Origin of the sequence: Brenneria sp. g21c3 (assembly GCF_040240345.1) — a bacterium.
Classification (GTDB): domain Bacteria; phylum Pseudomonadota; class Gammaproteobacteria; order Enterobacterales; family Enterobacteriaceae; genus Brenneria.
In genome coordinates this window covers 272,857-288,670 of sequence record NZ_JBEIAB010000004.1, presented here as the reverse complement: position 1 = coordinate 288,670, position 15,814 = coordinate 272,857, and the positions used below count along the sequence as shown (strand labels likewise).

General features: G+C 60.5%; 15 protein-coding genes. 6 read left to right on the top strand and 9 right to left on the bottom strand.

Features of this window, described 5'->3' with window-relative positions:
* The first annotated feature begins 160 nt into the window (after positions 1 to 160).
* The 6 genes from ABRZ28_RS08695 (at position 161) to ABRZ28_RS08670 (ending at position 5,203) form a co-directional block, all read left to right on the top strand.
* Entirely contained in the window at positions 161 to 1,006 is an 846-nt protein-coding gene (locus ABRZ28_RS08695) for a transporter substrate-binding domain-containing protein (protein ID WP_330520029.1), read from the top strand.
* A complete protein-coding gene (locus ABRZ28_RS08690; RefSeq protein ID WP_319603052.1) occupies positions 1,006 to 1,752 on the top strand; it encodes an amino acid ABC transporter permease in 747 nt (248 codons plus the stop codon). The genes ABRZ28_RS08695 and ABRZ28_RS08690 overlap by 1 nt, the downstream gene beginning before the upstream one ends.
* Entirely contained in the window at positions 1,749 to 2,462 is a 714-nt protein-coding gene (locus ABRZ28_RS08685; RefSeq protein WP_319603053.1) for an amino acid ABC transporter permease, read from the top strand. Before ABRZ28_RS08690 ends, ABRZ28_RS08685 begins: the two co-directional genes overlap by 4 nt.
* Complete coding sequence (locus ABRZ28_RS08680; protein ID WP_319603054.1) at positions 2,462 to 3,211, top strand: amino acid ABC transporter ATP-binding protein; 750 nt, start codon at positions 2,462 to 2,464, stop codon at positions 3,209 to 3,211. Before ABRZ28_RS08685 ends, ABRZ28_RS08680 begins: the two co-directional genes overlap by 1 nt.
* 19 nt (positions 3,212 to 3,230) lie before the next feature.
* Positions 3,231 to 4,100: a sulfurtransferase gene (locus ABRZ28_RS08675; protein ID WP_330520028.1), complete on the top strand. Its 870-nt coding sequence runs from the start codon at positions 3,231 to 3,233 to the stop codon at positions 4,098 to 4,100.
* A gap of 68 nt (positions 4,101 to 4,168) precedes the next feature.
* Complete coding sequence (locus tag ABRZ28_RS08670) at positions 4,169 to 5,203, top strand: Gfo/Idh/MocA family protein (protein WP_319603056.1); 1,035 nt, start codon at positions 4,169 to 4,171, stop codon at positions 5,201 to 5,203.
* 57 nt (positions 5,204 to 5,260) lie between these two features.
* Here ABRZ28_RS08670 and ABRZ28_RS08665 read toward each other — a convergent pair whose 3' ends face one another.
* From ABRZ28_RS08665 to ABRZ28_RS08625, 9 genes are all read right to left on the bottom strand, one after another.
* Positions 5,261 to 6,199, bottom strand: coding sequence for an aliphatic sulfonate ABC transporter substrate-binding protein (locus ABRZ28_RS08665; protein ID WP_319603057.1), 939 nt, complete (start codon positions 6,197 to 6,199; stop codon positions 5,261 to 5,263).
* An 8-nt stretch (positions 6,200 to 6,207) separates the two neighbouring features.
* A complete protein-coding gene (locus ABRZ28_RS08660; RefSeq protein WP_330520027.1) occupies positions 6,208 to 7,062 on the bottom strand; it encodes an ABC transporter substrate-binding protein in 855 nt (284 codons plus the stop codon).
* The gene (locus tag ABRZ28_RS08655; RefSeq protein WP_330520026.1) at positions 7,059 to 8,186 is read right to left on the bottom strand and encodes an LLM class flavin-dependent oxidoreductase; all 1,128 of its coding nucleotides are present in this window, start codon (positions 8,184 to 8,186) and stop codon (positions 7,059 to 7,061) included. The genes ABRZ28_RS08660 and ABRZ28_RS08655 overlap by 4 nt, the downstream gene beginning before the upstream one ends.
* 153 nt (positions 8,187 to 8,339) lie before the next feature.
* Entirely contained in the window at positions 8,340 to 9,092 is a 753-nt protein-coding gene (locus ABRZ28_RS08650) for an SDR family NAD(P)-dependent oxidoreductase (protein ID WP_319603060.1), read from the bottom strand.
* Between the two features lies 1 nt (position 9,093).
* Positions 9,094 to 10,773 (bottom strand): ABC transporter ATP-binding protein, encoded by a 1,680-nt coding sequence (locus ABRZ28_RS08645; RefSeq protein WP_330520025.1) that lies wholly within the window; start codon positions 10,771 to 10,773, stop codon positions 9,094 to 9,096.
* Positions 10,770 to 12,206 carry an NAD(P)-binding domain-containing protein gene (locus ABRZ28_RS08640; RefSeq protein WP_330520024.1) on the bottom strand — a complete coding sequence of 479 codons (1,437 nt, stop codon included), beginning with the start codon at positions 12,204 to 12,206 and terminating at the stop codon, positions 10,770 to 10,772. Before ABRZ28_RS08640 ends, ABRZ28_RS08645 begins: the two co-directional genes overlap by 4 nt.
* Positions 12,207 to 12,241: 35 nt before the next feature.
* A complete protein-coding gene (locus ABRZ28_RS08635) occupies positions 12,242 to 13,102 on the bottom strand; it encodes an ABC transporter permease (RefSeq protein ID WP_330520023.1) in 861 nt (286 codons plus the stop codon).
* Entirely contained in the window at positions 13,102 to 14,079 is a 978-nt protein-coding gene (locus ABRZ28_RS08630; protein WP_330520022.1) for an ABC transporter permease, read from the bottom strand. The genes ABRZ28_RS08635 and ABRZ28_RS08630 overlap by 1 nt, the downstream gene beginning before the upstream one ends.
* A 32-nt stretch (positions 14,080 to 14,111) precedes the next feature.
* On the bottom strand, positions 14,112 to 15,719 hold the full coding sequence (locus tag ABRZ28_RS08625; RefSeq protein ID WP_330520021.1) for an ABC transporter substrate-binding protein: 1,608 nt from the start codon (positions 15,717 to 15,719) through the stop codon (positions 14,112 to 14,114).
* Positions 15,720 to 15,814 lie beyond the last annotated feature (95 nt).

Here is a 15,814-nt window from a genome sequence, read left to right as displayed (position 1 = left end):
ATGTGAAATGTTGATATATATACAACTTAATGTAATGTTGATTTTATTGACACAAAAGAGCGAAAACTTCTAAATTCCTTGTACCAGAGGGAGGCTCAGGCCACCTCGTTCACCAAATAGCGCAGAGTAAAACTCCGCCAACCCAGGGTAAGTTGATTATATGTCAAAAACAACGCTAAATTCACTGATGATTCTAGGCGGCGGTTTGCTGGCGACCGCCTTTATTCCCAATCCGGCGCAGGCTAATGTTCTGGAAAAAATTGCCGATCGGGGCGTTATTTCGGTTTGCACCAATGTCAACAATCCCCCGCTGGCGTTCCTTGACTCCTCTGGCGTAGCCAAGGGGCTGCATATCGATCTGCTGAACGACTTCACCCAGCGCTTGTCCAGTCGTCTGGGTAAAGAGATTAAAACCACGTTGGTTCCGGTGCTGCCTGCCAACCGAGTGCAATTCCTGCAACAAGGCAAATGCGACATCCTGTTTACCTCGCTGACCGTGACGGAAGAACGCAAAAAGCTGGTGCAATTTGTCGAGCCGTACTACTACGCGGCAGGCCCGGCGCTGCTCACCAAGAAAAGCGTGACCTTTTCCCGCTGGGAAGACGTGAAGGGCAAACCCATTTGCAGCAATCAGGGCTCAAGCTGGAACCTGCCGCTGGAGCAAAAATTCGGCGCCAACATTATCGCCTTCCAGACCCAGCAGGAAGTAGACCAGTCTTTACGTGACGGCCGCTGCCCTGCCCTGGTTTCCGATGATAGCTACCTCCAGTCGCGTTTCCTTAACGATAAAGACGGCATCTGGAAAGATTACGTCATTCAGGATCTGGCCCCCTTCACCGAAGGCCCATGGGGTCTGGCCGTGCGTTTTAACGAACCTGAATATACCCAGTTCAGCTCCGACGTAATCAAAGACTGGAATAAGCAAGGAACCATCATCGAACTGGCGAAAAAGTGGGGGCTTAAACCGGCGCCGTTTGCGTTAAAAGCACATGAAGAAGCGAATTGATGTTTTATATTGCCGAGTGGTTTAAAGCGTTAAATGAACAGACGGGATGGAACTTCTCGTTGTTTTATAACGCCTGGGAAGCGAGGAAATATCTGGCCGGGCTTGTCCTGGCCGTTAAGCTGGCGATCGGAGCGCTGATGGGTTCCATGCTGATCGGCCTGCTGTGCGTGTTTGCCAGACAAGCCCGCCTGCGTGCGCTGCGCTGGTTGATAACGGCCTATGTCGAATTCTTTCGTAATACGCCGGGACTGGCCCAGCTCTATTTTTTATTTTTTGGCATAGGCTCTTATTTCCACCTCTCCACCTACGGGCCTAACGGCGAGCTGCCGTTGATATCGCCGTTTCAGTTCGTGGTTATTGCGCTATCGCTGCAATACGGCGCCTTCGTCACGGAAATCCTGCGTGCGGGTATCGAAGCGGTGCCGCGCACCACGATCGAGGCCGCCGAGTCGCTCGGCTACGGCCGCGCCAAGGCCATGCTGCATATCATACTGCCGCTGGCGTTGCGCATCAGTCTGCCCGCATTGGGCAACAACATGGCCCAGATAGTCAAAAGCACCGCGCTCGCCTACGCCATTGCGGTGCCGGAGGCGCTGTATGTCGCCCATGAAATCTGGACCGAGCACTTTAATGTGGTCGAAATGATGAATGTGGTGCTGCTGAGTTATTTGGGACTCATGACCATTTTTACCTTACTGGTGAAAATGCTTGAGCAGTGGTTGAAGGTTCCGGGGCTTGGACGATGAATATCATAGAGACGATTTTTCCGCCGCAGAGCGCTTTCGCCATTTTATTTCCCTGGCTGCCGTTGATCCTGAAAGGTTTTGGTCTGAACCTGCTGATCTCCGTATTCAGCATGATTATCGGCGTACTGGCCGGAACCTTGCTGGGGGCGGCGCAAATGACGCGCATGGCCATTATTCGCATGCCGGCGCGTTTGCTGACGTTGTTTTTCCGCAACAGCCCCTGGTTGGTCATCATGTTTTACGTGATGTTCCTGCTGCCGTTCGAAATCAAAATAGCCGGAACCTGGCTGAGTTTCCCTGACTGGATCAAAGCCGTGGTGGCGCTGGCGATCCCGGTCAGCGGTTACACTTCGGAGATTGTACGCGGCGGGTTGAAATCAATACCGACCACGCAATGGGAGGCGGCCGCGGCGCTCGCCTTCGGCCCCGTCCGCACCACGCTCAAGATCATCTTGCCTCAGGCGCTGCGTCAGATGGTGCCGCCGGCCATGAATCTCTACTGTTCGGTCATTATGGCGACATCGCTTGCCAACGTCGTCGGGGTACAGGAGATCATGACGGTTACCCAGACCATCCTGACCACCGAAACCCGGCCGGGTCTGATTCTGCCGGCCTATGGCATTACGTTGGTGCTTTTCTTTGCGTTTGTTTTTCCGATCTCCCTGTTTTCACGCCGCCTGGAGCGGACATGGCAATTTGGAACCCGCTAATGACTGATACACACGCTTCACCCGCACAGGTGATCCTAACCGATGTCCACAAATCCTTCGGCGACACTGAAGTGCTGAGCGGCATTTCACTGTCCGTCGCCCGTTCGGAAATCGTCTGCATTATCGGTCCGTCAGGATCGGGCAAGTCGACCTTGCTGCGCTGTATCAACGCGCTGGCACCGATCGATTCCGGTTCGATTAAAGTCGGCGATACCGAGGTCAACGATGCCAGACTGGATGCGCTGACGCTGCGGCGCAAAGTCGGCATGGTTTTCCAGAGCTATAACCTGTTTCCCCATCGTACCGTACTGGAAAACATCATGATGGCGCCGATTCAGGTGCTCAAACAGCCGACGCGGGACGTTGAAGCCAGAGCCCGCCGGTTACTGGCGAAAGTCCATCTGGAAGCCAAGGCGGACGCCTATCCGGGCGAACTGTCCGGCGGGCAGCAGCAGCGGGTGGCGATTGCCCGGGCGCTGTGCATGAACCCTGAAGTCATGATGTTTGATGAAGTCACCGCGGCGCTTGATCCGGAAATGGTCAAGGAGGTGTTGACCACCATTCAGGATGTCGCCCGCGACGGCATGACCTGCATTCTGGTGACCCATGAAATGCGCTTTGCCCGCGAAGTGGCCGATCGCATTTATTTCACCGACAAAGGGCGCATCGTCGAAAGCAATACCCCCCGGGAATTCTTTGATAATCCACAGGATCCCCGCACCCAGGCGTTTCTGGCTAAAGTACTGTGATCATATCGGACATAAAATAATGACGCTCTCCCAACCTGAATCTCTGGTCAGTACGGCATGGTTGTCCACCCGACTGACCGACCCCGACGTGCTGATTTTTGACTGCACCACCCGTTTGCTGCCGGATGCCAAGTCGGTATATCGCGCTGAACCGGCGCGCAAAGATTTTGCGGCCAGCCACATCCCCGGATCGCAATTCATTGATGTACAAAATGATTTATCCGATAACACGCATCGCTATAAATATATGTTGCCCACGCCGGAAGCCTTTGCCGCCGCGATGACGCGCTTTGGCGTTCGTCCCGGCGTACGCGTGGTGCTTTACTCCCGCGCCGACCCCTGGTGGGCGACTCGCGTCTGGTGGTTGTTGCGCGTTTTTGGTTTTGACAACGCCGCCGTGTTGGATGGCGGGTTTGGGAAGTGGCAACGCGAAAATCGGCCGTTGGAAAGCGGATCTGGCCGACGGCCGAACGCGGGCCGGTTCACCGCGAAAGCGCGTCCGCAACTGGTGGCTCGGCGGGATGACGTGCTGGCCGCTATCGGCGATGAGCGGATTTGTCTTCTCAACGCGCGGCTGCCGGCGCAGTTTGCCGGTCTGGAAGGCAACAATTATGGCCGGGCCGGACGGATTACCGACAGTCGCAACCTCCCCGCCGCCAGCCTGTTCGCGACGGATAGCGGCACTTTTCTTCCGCGCGATCAACTGCGCGCCAACGTCTCCGCCCTCGGTCTGGACAGTAAAAAAGTGATTGCCTATTGCGGTCATGGCGTAGCGGCCAGCGCAGTGGTCTTTGCGCTGAACTTACTGGGCCATCCGGATGTCGCGCTGTACGACGCCTCGCTATCGGAATGGGCTGATAACCCCGAACTGCCGATGGATGTCGGCTAAGCCGGCTCAATCATTCATGCGCGCTTTACCGCTATTGCCCATCATTATTTTAGCAACAGGAGTACCCATTGATTTCCATCGGACTTATCGGCGCCGGACGCATCGCCTCGGTGCATGCCCGTCATTTGCAGAACCACCCTTTTGCCCGCATCGTCGCCGTGGCCGATCCGCTGTCGACGCGCGCGGCGGCCATCGCGGCGCAGCATAACGCGCGCGTGCTACCGAACGCGGAAGCCATTATTGCGGCCGATGATATTGATGCCGTGATCATCGCATCCTCAACGGAAACCCATTGTCCGCTCATGCTGGCGGCAGTGCGGGCGGGTAAAAAAGTCTATTGTGAAAAACCGCTGGCGTCCACGCTGGCGGAAGCCGGTAATACATTGCGTGAACTGGGTGAAGGACAACATCAGGTGATGGTCGGTTTTAACCGTCGCTTCGATCGTAACCATGCCGCGATACAGGCGGACATCGCGCAGGGGCGGCTTGGTCGGTTACAAACCGTGCAAATCACATCCCGCGGCCCGAACGCCGTTCCTTCCCTGGCGTATCTCCGGGTATCCGGCGGCCTGTTTTACGACAAGATGATCCATTTCTTTGACCTGGCGCGCTGGCTAACCGGAGAGGAGATAACCGAGGTTTCCGCATTCGGTTCGGTCATCGCCGACCCGGTATTTCTGGAAGCCAACGACGTGGATACCGCGATGGTCACCCTGCGCACCGCCAGCGGCGCGCTTTGCCAGATCGATAACGCGCGTCGCGCCGTGTATGGCTATGATGACCGAATCGAGGTATTCGGTACCGCCGGGCTGGCGGAATCCTCGCGTATCACGGAAGGCAGCGTAATGCGCATTTTTGATGACAAGGTGCTGACGGAAGGATTGCCGAAAGATCCGATGATACGTATGGCGCCCAGCTATGCCGCCGCCATCCGGACATTTGCCCAATTTGTGCGTGATTTCGGCACGCCGAAAGCCATGGCGGTTCCCGGCGTGTATGACGGTCTGCGCGCCCAGATCATGGCCGAGGCGGCAACGCGGGCCGCCGCTGAACGCCGGATTGTGGCGCTTGAAGAGGTGGAGGCGGAGATCGGCTCTCTGTAGTCCTCCTCCTCACGGCGGCCCGCGTTGATTTACCTGCAAGCGGGCCGACGTAACTCCTCAGGGCGCGAGGGTGACGACGTGTTGACGAATATCCGGGCGTTTGGCGATCAGTCCCTGTTGCAGATACCAGTCGGCGATGTGCTCGATATGGGCGATGGCGTCGTCATCCACCGGCGTGACCGGCACGGTGTTGACGCGGCCGAGCTGTTCCGCCAGCCCCTCGCCCAACTGCCCCATTTGCGCCGCCCAGATTTTGCCCGCCTCCAGCGGATGCGCTTTGGCCCAGGCGTTCTCCTGCTGCAACACCTCATAAATCCACGTCAGCACCTGCGGATGGGCGCGATAGAAGGTCTCGCTGACGAAATAGCCGGCGGCGTTTTCCGAACCGACTTCCTTGCCGTTGCTCAACAGCCGCGCGTCGTAGCTCTGCTGCGCCAGCGACAGGAAGGGATCCCAGACCGCCCAGGCGTCAACGTGGCCGCCGACAAAGGCGCTGCCCGTGTCCGACGGGCTGAGATAGGATTTTTGCACCTCGTTTTCCGCAATGCCGGCGCTGCTTAACGCGCGGGATAGCAGATATTCGCCGGTGCCGCCTTTGTTCACCGCCACTTTTTTACCGCGCAGGTCGTGAAGCGAACGGATATCGCTGGCATTGCGCACCACGATGCCTTCGCCGTCGGCGGGCATCGCCTGATACGCGAAGAAACGCAGCGGCGAACCGGCGGCGATGGCGGTGACGAACGCCGTGGAGCTGCCGGTGGTAAGGTCGATCGAGCCGGCGTTCAGCGCTTCATAAGCGGGCGCGGCGGCGGAGAACGGCCCCGCCCACACCACCTTGACCTGATGGGCCGCCAGCGCTTTTTCCAACGTGCCTTTTTCCTTCGCCAGCGCCAGATCGGTGGGGCCGTGCAGAAAACCGATGCGTAACGTGATGGTTTCGGCGGCGTGGGCCGCGCCGGCGCAAAGCAGCAACGCGCCAAGCGCGATGCGAGTCATCCGGGATATCATGCTGTTCTCCGATGTGAAAGCGTTAAGGCGGCGGGAATGAAACCCACCGCAAAAAGGTCGTCCGCCTGCCGCTGCTGTTCGGCGATTAGCGCGTCGTCGGCAGGCGTAATCCCCCACGGACGCGCCGCCAGACTCTGTCGCCACTCCGTCGCATGAATGGCGGGATTAAGGTGCCGAGCCAGCAAATCCGCGGCGAGGTCAATATTCTGCACAATCCAGCGATCGTTTTCCTCCAGTATTTGCACCACCCAGGCGGCGACGTCGGGATGAAGTTCCAGCCACGCCTGACGCGTCCAGAACAGCGAGCGATTGACGATCTCGTCCCCCACCGACGCCAGCGTCACGATATCCGGCGCGGCGCGGGCGCGGGTAAGCCAGGGATCAATCGCCAGCCAGCCGTCGATTTCACCGCCGAGCAGCGCGTCCAGCGCGGGCTGTCCCTGAATATCCAGCAACTGAACGTCATCGCGCTGTAAACCCTGCTTATGCAGCAGGCGGGCAAGGAAATGATCGGTAAAAGACCCTACCATCGCCGCCAGCCGCTTGCCGCGCAGCGAGGTCAGATCCTGCCCGGCGCGCGCCAGTAGCGCGCAACTGGCGTCGCGCGGCGGCGAACCGGCGAGATAGGCCACCGCCAGCCCCGTCGTCTGCGCGGTGATGGGCGGAGTCGACCCCGTGCCGACCACATCGACGCGGTTTGCCGCCAGCCACTCGCCGCTGCGCGCGCCCTCCTGATAATCCAGCCACTCCACCTGCCAGCCGCGCGCCGCCGCCAGCGGTTCGATCGCGGCGCGGTGACGCAGGATAAACAGCGACAAGTTATTAGGATGGCTGCCAAGACGTATTTTCATTCTGCCTTACCCCCGACCGGACGATCCCACAGGTTGCCCCAGGTAAAAATGTTATCGGCGTTATCCGCTGCCGGCGCAAGCGCCAGACGCGGCAACACCAGTTCGCTGAAACGATAGGCTTCTTCCAGCAGGGGAAACCCCGAAAGAATAAACACCTCGACGCCCGCCTCCTGATAGGCGCGCAGCGTACGTTCGACGGTTGCCGGGCTACCGACGATGGCGGTACCCGGCCCCGGCCGCACCAGACCGATGCCGGCCCACAGGCCGCTATAAATCTCCAGCTCGCGCGGGTCGGCGGGTTTTCGGTTATTGTGCAATGCGCTCATCCGCGACTGGCCGATAGAGTCGGAGCCGCTGGCGAGCTGTTGCCGCGCCTCGATAGCCTCGTCGTCCATGCTGGCGTAGAGCGCGTCGACGGCCTGCCACGCCAGTTCATCGGTTTCGCGCACGATGACGTAAAGGCGAATGCCGAACCGCAAGCGACGCCCGTGTTTTTCAGCGCGCGCCTTAACCTGGGCGATTTTCTCCGCCGCCTGCGGCGGCGTTTCGCCCCATGACAGATAGGTATCGATGTGCTTCGCCGCGACTTCCTGCGCCGCTTCCGACGATCCGCCGAACCACAGCTGCGGCGGCGTATAGCCGCCGTTGCTCAAGGCCAGCCGGGCGTTATCGATATGCAGATGCCGCCCCTCGAAGGTGACGGTTTCCTCGGCCAGCAGCGGACGCAGCACCTGCAAAAATTCGTCGCTCAGCGCGTAGCGTTCGTCGTGGTCAAGGTGCAATCCGTAAGCGCCGAGCGTATTTTTATCCCCGCTCACCACATTGAGCAGCACCCGCCCTTTGGAAAACTGGTTGAACGTGACGGCCATCTTGGCCAGCAGCGTCGGTGAAATTAAGCCTGGCTGAATGGCGATAAGAAACTTCATCCGTTCCGTGTAGGGGATCAGCGATGCGCCCAGAATCCAGGGGTCGTGAGCGCCGGTGGCGAGCAGCGCGCCGGTAAAGCCCAGATGATCGACGGCGCGGGCGATCTGCTGAAAGTAGGCGTAGTCGACCTGACGACTGCCCGAGGCGGTCCAGGGCCGCGGGCCGTCCGGCGCCGTGAGATACCAGTATATCTCCATGCTGTCTCCCAATATGATGAAACCCGAAAGAAACACATCATTAACAAATGAGCGACAAGAGGGAAATACGCATAGTAGAAAAGCTTAGAACCCCGCCTCAAGGATTGATGATGCCGTTTTTTTAAATGGCGTGCGGCTATCCGCTCGCCGGCTTCAGGCCGTATAACCGCCGTCGACCGCCATCACCGCGCCGGTAATGAACCACGCTTCTTCACGGGCGACGAACTCGACCAGCCCGGCAATGTCTTCCGGCATAGCCAGTTTCTTGATTGCGCAGAAGGTCAGCATCTGCTGGACGCGCGGCGAATCATAGGCGCCGATCATGCCGGTCTTGGTCGGGCCGGGATTGATCAGGTTTACCGTGATGCCCTGTTCGGCATAATCATGGGCCATCGCCTTGGTCATCCCCACCAGCGCGGATTTGGTGGTGGCGTAGGCGGCGCGGCTTTGACGCGGCACGCGCACCGCATTGGTTGTGCCGATGGAAATGATGCGGCCGCCCTCTTTCATGTGACGCGCGGCCGCCTGCGCGCCGACAAAGGGGGCGCGAATATTGACGGCGATGGCTTGCTCCAGTTCATCCAGCGTCACGTCCGCCGCCAGCGCATTATTACCGAGCGCGGCATTGCTGATCAGGATATCGAGGCGGCCGAAGGTTGCCGCCACCTGGTCGATAACGGCGACCACCGCATGGGGATCGAAAGCGTCAAGCTGTAACGCCAGCGCCCGCCCCTCGGCCGCGCCCAGCTCCTGCGCCAGCGCCGCCGCCTGTTGCGCGCTTTCGTCGCGATGATGGGTGATCGCCACGATCGCCCCTTCCGCAGACAGCCGGCGCGCAATCGCTTCGCCGATCCCCCGGTTGCCGCCGGTGACGATAGCCACCCGGCCCTGCTGTTTTCCACTCATGTCACTGTTCCTCGGTTGAAGGGGGAAAGAGAGAACCGGCCGCCGTCCGATAAAGCCGTCCGCCTCCCGGCGCGGACGACAGCAGCAGCCGGGTATAGGCGTGTTGCGGATTAGCGAATATCTCAGCGGTCGGCCCATACTCGACAATCTCGCCGTGCTGCATGACCGCGATCTCATCGCAAACCTGCGCCGTCACCCGCAGATCGTGGGTAATGAACACCATCGCCAGTCCCAGCTCGTCGCGCAAGCTGATCAGCAATTGCAAAACCTGCGCCTGTATCGACACGTCGAGCGCCGACACCGCCTCATCCGCCACCAAAATTTTCGGATGCAGCGCCAGCGCGCGCGCAATGCCGATGCGCTGGCGCTGTCCGCCGGAAAACTCGTGGGGGAAACGGTCGGTCGCCTTCGCGTCAAGGCCGACCCGTTGCAGCAGATCGGCCACCCTCGCCAGCGCCTCGGCGCGCGGCGTACCGCGCACGGTCAGCGGTTGCGCGATAAGATCGCCCACGGTGCGACGCGGATTGAGCGAAGCGTAAGGATCCTGAAAAACCATTTGAATCTCGCCGGCATGCCGCCGCAGCTCGGCGCGCGACAAGGCGGTATAATCGAGTTCGCCCAGCCGCACCTGACCGCTATCGGGGTCGAGCAAACGCACCAGCGTGCGCGCCAGCGTCGATTTGCCGGATCCGCTTTCGCCGACGATGCCCAGCGAACGTCCGGCGGCCAGCGAAAAGCTGATGCCCCGCAGCGCCTGCACCACCCGCCCGCGGCCGAACAGCCCCGCGCTGCCGAAAGTCTTCCTGAGATCCCGCACCTCAATCAGCGGTTGCGCCTTGACGACGGCGCGGCGAGGCGGCGGCGCCATATCCGGCACCGCGTCCATCAGCGCGCGGGTATAGGGATGTTCCGGCGCGCCCAGCACGCGATCCGCGCTCCCCTGCTCGACAATATGCCCCTGTTTCAGCACCACCACCCGGTCGGCGATATCGGACACCACGCCGAAATCATGGGTGATAAACAGCACCCCGGTGCCGGTGCGCTGCTGCAATTCGCGAATCAACCTGAGGATCTGCGCCTGAGTGGTCACATCCAGCGCCGTGGTGGGTTCGTCGGCAATCAGCAGATCCGGTTCGAGCGCCATCGCCATCGCGATCATCGCGCGCTGTCGCTGCCCACCGGAAAGCTGGTGCGGATAAGCCATATAGGCCTGCTCCGGCTCGGCGATATGGACGTCCTGCAACAGACTGATGACCGCCTCGCGTCTGGCGGCGCGCGACATCCGGCGATGCAGGCGGAACATTTCGCCGATCTGCGCCCCGATGCGTTTGAGCGGATTGAGCGCGGTCATCGGTTCCTGAAAGATCATGCCGATGCGCGGACCGCGGATCTTGCGCATTTCATTGCGGCGCAGGCCCAGCAGATCGACGCCTTCCAGCTCGATGCGCCCGGACTCGACACGGACGCCGGGCGGCAACAGCCCCACGATGGCGCTGGCGGTGATGGATTTTCCTGAACCGCTTTCGCCGACCACGCAGACAATCTCGTTGCGCGCCACGCTAAGGGAGACATTGTGCAACGCCAATACCCGATCGCCGCTGGCGGGCAACGTAATGGTGAGATCGGAAATCTTCAGCAGCGGCGCGGAAGTCGGGTCGGATAACGCGTCGAGACGGCTCATTTTGCAGCGATCTCCCCCTGATTAGAGAGACCGGTAAACTCCGAATGCTCGAAATCCGCCAGCCCCTCAACGAACCAGGCAGCATCCTCCAGATAGAGCGATTGGACGATGCCCTCGACAATGCGGGCGCTGGAGAACGGGCAGCCGTTTATCCCGACGGCGCTCGGCCCGGCGCTGACCACCGCCGCCGGATTGGCGATGATCAGATTCGACAAGATCTTGTCTGACGCCGGCGAACGGCCTCGACATTCGAAATAAGGACCGATATAGGGATGACGGCCGATGCTCTGGTCGATGGCGTCATCGCCCAATTTCGCCGCATCGCGCCAGCGCAGAATATCGGCGGCGAGTTCCTGAAGGTAATCGACCTTGCTCAGATCAACCTCGAATCCGGTGCCGAAAATAATAAAGTCCGCCCGCTGTTCACGCCCATCCGTCAGGGCAATCACGATTTCGTCGCCTTCCTGCCGCAGGGAGCGCCATCCCAGCCCCATGCGCAGCGCGAAGTTTTCATAGGCCTGGCAGCGTTCGATCGACCAGAGCGGAGGCGGCACCGCATTTTCCATCGACGTGCGGGCGATCTCGAGCCGCAGGTCGTCCGGCATCAAGATAAAACTGCGGAACATACCGGCGAACTCCAGATAGCGCAGCACGTTGCGTTCGGGATGCTGCCGGCGGCGGATAAACTGGTCGACCTGCGCGGCGCCCGCGTCCAGCGCCGCCGCCGCATTGTCGAGCGCGGAAGCGGAACCGCCGATCACCGCCACGCGCTTGCCGCGCAGCGGCGCAAAGTCGAAAACATCGCGACTGTGCTTCCAGCGCGCGGGGTCAATGCCCGACATATCGAAAGGCACGCGCCCGCCGCCCGCGCCCGCCAGACCGGTAGCCGCGACCACCTTGCGCGCCACGACGACGCGCCGCCCCTGCGGACCGTCAAGCTCAACCCGCAAGCCGTGAGGGTGCGGCGTCAGACTCAGTATCCTGGTGTCGTTGACGATCGGCAGGGCAAAAGCTTTGCGCAGCCAGACGAGATAATCCATCCACTGTTCCTTCGGGATCAGGGAGAGCCGCGCATAGTCTTCGGCGCCGAACTGCGCCTCATACCAGGCGCGGAAGGTAGCCGAGGGGAAGCCGCCGTCAGGGCCATGCAGGCGCTTGTCGGTGCGCAGCGACACCATGCGCGCATAGGTCACCCAGGGGCCTTCCCGTCCGGCGGGATTTTCATCATAAAGACGGAAATTGGCGATGCCCATCCGCAGCAGCCGGATGGCGATGGCGATCCCGGCCAGACCCGCGCCGATCAGCAAAACATCGAGAACCGGCTCGCCGCTTTCATCCGTGCGCGCGCGCGGCCAAACCCGATCCGGATAAGAGAGGGTTTCACGCTCCCATGCGAGGCGCTGCTCCAGATCTTGCAGGGCGGTGTTCATCATGCTAAGTCCTTTAACGTAACAGGTCGGCGCGCCGTTCAACGGCGGCGCAGCCTGGGATTTAATCTGTCGTTCAGTCCCTCGCCTACGATGTTGATGCACAGCACCAGCACAAAGATCGCGAGACCGGGGACAATGGAGAGATAGGCCGCGGAGCGGATCATCGGCTTGCCCTGCGCCACCATGCCGCCCCATGAGACAATATTCGGATCGCCCAGGCCGAGGAACGACAAACCGGCCTCGATCAACACCGCGGAAGCCACCATGACCGAGGCGATCACCACCACGGAAGAGAGGCAGTTAGGCAGAATTTCCGTAAAGATGATACGCGCCGGATGCATGCCGATCAGGCGGCAGGACTGCACGAATTCGCGCTTAGAGAGGGTCATGAATTCGCCGCGCACCAGCCGTGCCGCCGGCGGCCATGACACGATGGCGATGGCCAGGGTGATGGTGTAGACGGTGGGGGTGAAGATCACCATCAGCACGATGACGAACATGAAGCTCGGGATGGTCTGAAAAATCTCGGTAAAGCGCATTAACAGGTCATCGACCACGCCGCGCACGTAACCGGCCACGGCGCCGATCAAAATGCCCAGCAGCGTTGCCGCCGCCGTCGACGCGATGCCGATCAGCAGCGATACGCGCGCGCCATACACCAGCATCGCCGCCACGTTGCGGCCAAGTCCGTCGGTGCCGAGCGGCAAGTCCGCGCGCACGAAAGGCGGAATCAGCGGCTCCGCCACCTGCACCCATGGCCCTGCGGGCCAGATCAGCCCGGCGCTCAGCGCCGCCAGCGTGATCAGCAGCAGGATCGCCGCGCCCGATAGCGTGACGAAACGCCAGCGCGACAGACGCGAGCGCCATCCGGTTGGGGCGATTTCGCTTGCCGTCGTCATTATTTCAGCCCTATACGCGGGTCGATCCAGTTATACAGCAGATCGACGACAAGATTGGTCATGACCACGCAGACCGACGAGAGGAACAGAATGCCGAGCAACAGCGTCAGGTCGCGGGAAAAAATCGCATCATAGGTCAGACGCCCAAGCCCCGGCCAACTGAAAATCGTTTCGACCACCACCGATCCCCCCAGCATGCCGCCGATCTGGAGACCGAGCATGGTCAGCACCGGCAATATCGCATTCGCGCCGACATGATTGAGAAAGACGCCGATTTCGCTCATGCCCTTTGAGCGCGCGGTGCGCACATAGTCCTGCCCTATCGCCTCAATCACCGAGGAGCGCATCAGCCGGGCGAAAATCGCCAGGTAGAACACCGACAGCGTTAGCGCCGGCAAAATCAGATGCTTCGCCACATCCAGCCATTGCGCATAAATATCGCCGCGCATCCCGATGGTTTTCATGCCGCCGGAAGGCAGCCAGCCCAGATGGATGGTAAACAGCAGGATCAGCAACAATCCGAGCCAGAACAGCGGCGTCGCATAGCCCAACAACGCCAGCAGCGAGATCACCGTATCAAGCGGTTTGCCTGCATGGCTGCCGGCGATCATGCCCAACAGCGCGCCGACCACGAAGGCGATGCCGATCGCCACGCCCATCAGCAGCAGGGTCGCCGGCAGGCGTTCCATGACGGCATCCAGCACCGGCATATGCCGGGTGAAGGAGTAACCGAGATCGAACGTCAGCAGATTTCGCACATAGCTGACGAACTGCATCAACAGCGGCTGGTCGAGACCATATTGCCTGCGCAGTTGATCGGCGAACCCGGCGTCGCCGCCGCCGTCGAGTCCGGCCATCACGTCGGCCATATCGCCGGGCGCCAGATTCAGCACCACGAAATTGACCACCACGATGCCGACCACGATCAGTATCGCCTGGCATACCCGCCGCACGAGGAAAATGAGATATTCAGGCATAGCGCACCTGCATCGGTTGAATACCCGCCTGCTCAACCATCGATATAGGCGGTCGAGAAGCTGCCGCCGAAGCCGAACGGACTGTTCTCGGTATTCTTCAGCCGCTTGTTCTTGACCGCGAAATAAGGAACGTCGGCAATCGGCAGGATCGGCAAATCGGTCGCCGCCAGCGCCTGAAAGCGATGGAACAGCGCCACTCGCTTCTGCGGGTTCGGCTCCGCCGCCGCCGCTTCCAGAATGGCGTCCATTTCCGCATTGGCATAGCCGGAACCATTCGAGAACGGCACGCCGGGGATGATGTTTTTCGACCAGAAAAAGCGCTGCACGCCGATAGTCGGGTCCGTCAGCGCCGAAGCGCCGGCAAACGTCAGGTCGAAGTCGTAATCGCTATAAATGCGGCGGTAATAGGTGGCGATATCGCCCGAACGGATGTTCAGCTCCACCCCGATCACGGCGAAAGCCTGCTTCATATAGGCCGCCGCCGCAGAATAAAGATCGCCGCTCGGCAGGGGGTCGATGGTTAGACTCAGGCGTTTGCCCCGCGAGTCGGGCTTGAATCCGGCCTCGTCCAGCAGCGCTTTGGCCTGCTGCGGGTCGAAACCGTAGGTCGGTACGTCCGCGGTGTAGAAGGTTTTCATCGTCGCCGGCACCGGCCCGGTCGCCGCCGTGCCGAAGCCGAAATAGACGTTCTTCAGCATGAAATCCCGATCGAGCGCATGGAGCAGCGCCCGACGCACCCGCACGTCCTGAAGATAGGGGCGGCGCAGATTTACCTCGACGAAATTATTGTTGCCGAAGGCTTCATAACCGGTTTCCGGTATCTCGATATAGGGCAGCGCCGCCAGCCGGCGCGCATCGGCCATCGACACCGGAATGCCGCCGGCGGCATCGACTTCCTGCGCTTCAAAAGCGACGGCGCGGGCCGAGCTGTCCTGCACCAGCAACGCGACGATCTGATCGGCATAGGGTTCATCCTTGGCCCAATAGTCGGGGTTCTTTTCCAGCAGGATATATTCGCCCTGTTTCCATTCGACGAAACGATACGGGCCGGAGCCGACCGGCGCCGTATTGGCCGGATTCTTCAGAATATCGGTGCCTTGATAGATATGGCTGGGTACCACCTGCGCCTCGGCGGCGAAGAGCGCATTCATCACGAAAGCCGAGGGTCGGGAGAAATGGAATACGCTGGTAAGCGCGTCCGGCGTATCGACGCGTTCAAGGGCCGCATAGGTGGAACGTCCGCGCGAATGGAATTTCTTCCACACCTCCAGCGCGGAAAACGCCACGTCGGCCGAGGTGATGGGCTGCCCGTCATGCCACTTTAATCCCTCGCGCAGCACGATGGTCAGGGTTTTGGCATCCTCCGACATGGCGACCGATGTCGCCATACGCGGATGCGGCGCCATATACTGGTCGTATTCCACCAGACCGTCGAAGATTTTGGGTGAAATCAGCGCGGTCTGCCCGGCCGAACTGACCGCGCTGACCAGCACGGTGGGCTGGTTGAGGAACACGCGGATGGTGCCGCCTTTTACCGGCGTCGCCGTCTGGGCGAAAACGCTTGTCGACCAGCCGCCCAGCGCCGAGCAGAGCGTGGCCGCCCCCGCGCTCAATACAAATGACCTACGTGAGATCTCCACCTAATAATTTCCCTGCTAATCAATTTCATCAGGCGACGATTGTAGGTGGCGGAATCAGCCCTGTTCAATGGCTTTTCAATCAATGTTTATACAAA

Bases quoted from the DNA above. Each gene is read 5' to 3' on its own strand.
- ABRZ28_RS08695 (WP_330520029.1), top strand. From the start codon at position 161: ATGTCAAAAACAACGCTAAATTCACTGATGATTCTAGGCGGCGGTTTG.
- ABRZ28_RS08690 (WP_319603052.1), top strand. From the start codon at position 1,006: ATGTTTTATATTGCCGAGTGGTTTAAAGCGTTAAATGAACAGACGGGA.
- ABRZ28_RS08685 (WP_319603053.1), top strand. From the start codon at position 1,749: ATGAATATCATAGAGACGATTTTTCCGCCGCAGAGCGCTTTCGCCATT.
- ABRZ28_RS08680 (WP_319603054.1), top strand. From the start codon at position 2,462: ATGACTGATACACACGCTTCACCCGCACAGGTGATCCTAACCGATGTC.
- ABRZ28_RS08675 (WP_330520028.1), top strand. From the start codon at position 3,231: ATGACGCTCTCCCAACCTGAATCTCTGGTCAGTACGGCATGGTTGTCC.
- ABRZ28_RS08665 (WP_319603057.1), bottom strand. From the start codon at position 6,199: ATGACTCGCATCGCGCTTGGCGCGTTGCTGCTTTGCGCCGGCGCGGCC.
- ABRZ28_RS08660 (WP_330520027.1), bottom strand. From the start codon at position 7,062: ATGAAAATACGTCTTGGCAGCCATCCTAATAACTTGTCGCTGTTTATC.
- ABRZ28_RS08655 (WP_330520026.1), bottom strand. From the start codon at position 8,186: ATGGAGATATACTGGTATCTCACGGCGCCGGACGGCCCGCGGCCCTGG.
- ABRZ28_RS08650 (WP_319603060.1), bottom strand. From the start codon at position 9,092: ATGAGTGGAAAACAGCAGGGCCGGGTGGCTATCGTCACCGGCGGCAAC.
- ABRZ28_RS08645 (WP_330520025.1), bottom strand. From the start codon at position 10,773: ATGAGCCGTCTCGACGCGTTATCCGACCCGACTTCCGCGCCGCTGCTG.
- ABRZ28_RS08640 (WP_330520024.1), bottom strand. From the start codon at position 12,206: ATGATGAACACCGCCCTGCAAGATCTGGAGCAGCGCCTCGCATGGGAG.
- ABRZ28_RS08635 (WP_330520023.1), bottom strand. From the start codon at position 13,102: ATGACGACGGCAAGCGAAATCGCCCCAACCGGATGGCGCTCGCGTCTG.
- ABRZ28_RS08630 (WP_330520022.1), bottom strand. From the start codon at position 14,079: ATGCCTGAATATCTCATTTTCCTCGTGCGGCGGGTATGCCAGGCGATA.